The sequence below is a fragment of the Chitinophaga sp. genome (assembly GCF_035564935.1).
GTDB lineage: Bacteria > Bacteroidota > Bacteroidia > Chitinophagales > Chitinophagaceae > Chitinophaga.
In genome coordinates this window covers 1-2,188 of record NZ_DATMTE010001067.1, presented here as the reverse complement: position 1 = coordinate 2,188, position 2,188 = coordinate 1, and the positions used below count along the sequence as shown (strand labels likewise).

Annotated in this window: 1 protein-coding gene; it reads left to right on the top strand. The window is 46.9% G+C overall.

The window, feature by feature from the left end; translation table 11 throughout:
* Positions 1-41: 41 nt before the first annotated feature.
* Positions 42-2,188: bifunctional UDP-N-acetylmuramoyl-tripeptide:D-alanyl-D-alanine ligase/alanine racemase (locus tag VN105_RS27620; RefSeq protein ID WP_325646350.1), on the top strand; the 2,147-nt coding region annotated here is incomplete at its 3' end.

Sequence of the window (2,188 nt, the reverse complement as noted above, 5' to 3'; positions counted from 1 at the left end):
CAATTTTGCAGCAGTTAAGTGATTATTCAAACCTGATAAACGTGTATAACGCAGCAAGCATCAACAAGACTTTGAAAGGAGAATTGTTGCAAGAGACAGGATTTTCTGAAATTGACCATCTTTTATTGGACAGCAGGAAGCTCAGCTTCCCCGAAACATCCCTGTTTATTTCATTGGTTAGCCCCCGGCGCAACGCGCATCAATACATCGAAGAACTGTACCGTAAAGGGGTCAGCAATTTCGTGATAAGCGAACCCGTGCCACTGGAGAAGTATCCGAAAGCCAACTTCATCCTCGTTAAAGATACCCTGCAGGCATTACATACGCTGGTGGCCTTTCACCGGCAACAATTCCACATACCCGTTATTGGTATTACCGGCAGCAATGGCAAAACCATTGTAAAGGAATGGCTGTACCAGCTGCTGGAAAAGGATTACAATATTGTTCGCAGTCCTAAAAGCTATAACTCGCAAATAGGCGTTCCTCTTTCTGTGTGGCAAATGAAACCGGAACACCAGCTGGCGATCTTTGAAGCAGGTATTTCGCAACCAGGCGAAATGGTGAACCTTGAAAAAATCATCCGTCCCACTATCGGCATCTTCACCAACATCGGGGAGGCCCACAGCGAAGGTTTTTTAAATATCCGCCAAAAAATTAATGAGAAGCTGGTACTGTTTGCCAAGAGCGATATTCTTATCTACTGTAAAGATTATCTTGCGCTCAACGAGTGTGTACTGGCCTTTCATAACCAGGTAGGCAAAAAAGAAAACCAGGAAGGCGGTGGCCCCGAATTGTTCTCCTGGTCCAGGAAAACAGATGCTGACCTGCGTGTAACCAATGTAGATAAACAAGATAACCATACCCGCATAGATGCCCTCTATAAACAGGAACCATTGCATTTCCAGATTCCTTTTGTTGATGAAGGCTCTATCGAAAACGCCATTCATTGTGTAGCCCTCATGTTATACCTTGGCAAGGAACAGGCCGTGATACAGCAACGGATGGACCAGCTCAGCAATATTGCCATGCGCCTGGAACTGAAACAGGGAATCAATAACTGCTCCGTGATCAACGACAGCTACAACCTGGACCTGGGTTCACTTACCATTGCGCTGGACTTTCTCCAGCAACAGCAGCAACACGCCACGCGCACCGTTATCCTCAGCGATATCCTGCAAAGCGGTAAAAGCGACGCCACCCTTTATGAAGAAGTGGCTGACCTTTTACAAAAGAAAAGCATCAATAAATTAGTAGCCATCGGTAAAAATATTGGCCGGGAGAAAAAAAGCTTCCAGCAGGTAGAGGGCCTGAAAACACAGTTCTTCACCACTACCGATGAATACATACAACAGTTCAATGCTGATGATTTCCAGAATGAAACCATCCTGGTAAAAGGTTCCCGTATTTTCCAGTTTGAGCGCATAGGCAAACTGCTGGAACAAAAGGCGCATCAAACCATCCTGGAAATCAATCTTACTGCCATCTCACATAATGTAAAGCTGTACCAGTCGCTGTTAAAACCCGATACCAAATTAATGGCGATGGTGAAAGCGTTTTCCTATGGCAGCGGTAGTTTTGAAATAGCCAATCTCCTGCAGTTCCATGGAGTAGACTACCTCGCGGTAGCCTATGCGGATGAAGGCGTGGAACTGAGAAGAGCGGGTATTACCATGCCCATCATGGTAATGAATCCTGAACCAGCCAGCTTTGATGCGATCCTTCACTGGAACCTGGAGCCGGAAATTTACTCCATGCAAATACTACTGCAGTTTATGGAAGAAATTACTGCTGCCGGTAAAACAGCATTCCCGGTCCACATAAAGCTCGATACCGGGATGCACCGTCTTGGTTTTGTGAAAACTGAAATCCCGGAACTGGCGCAGCTACTCACCGCTACCCCGCTGATGAAGGTGCAGTCTATTTTCAGTCACCTGGCCGCCAGTGAAGATCCTGCAAAAGATGCCTTCACCCAGCAGCAGGGCCGGCTGTTCTATGATATGAGCCATGAACTGCAGAAAGCACTTGGGTATACGGTAATCCGCCATATTGCCAACAGCGCAGCTATTAGCCGTCATCCTGATCTGCAACTGGATATGGTGCGGCTCGGTATAGGCATGTATGGGATCGACAGCAGCAATGGCATCCAGGATCAGCTTCGCAATGTAAGTACCCTGAAAACCACCGTGGC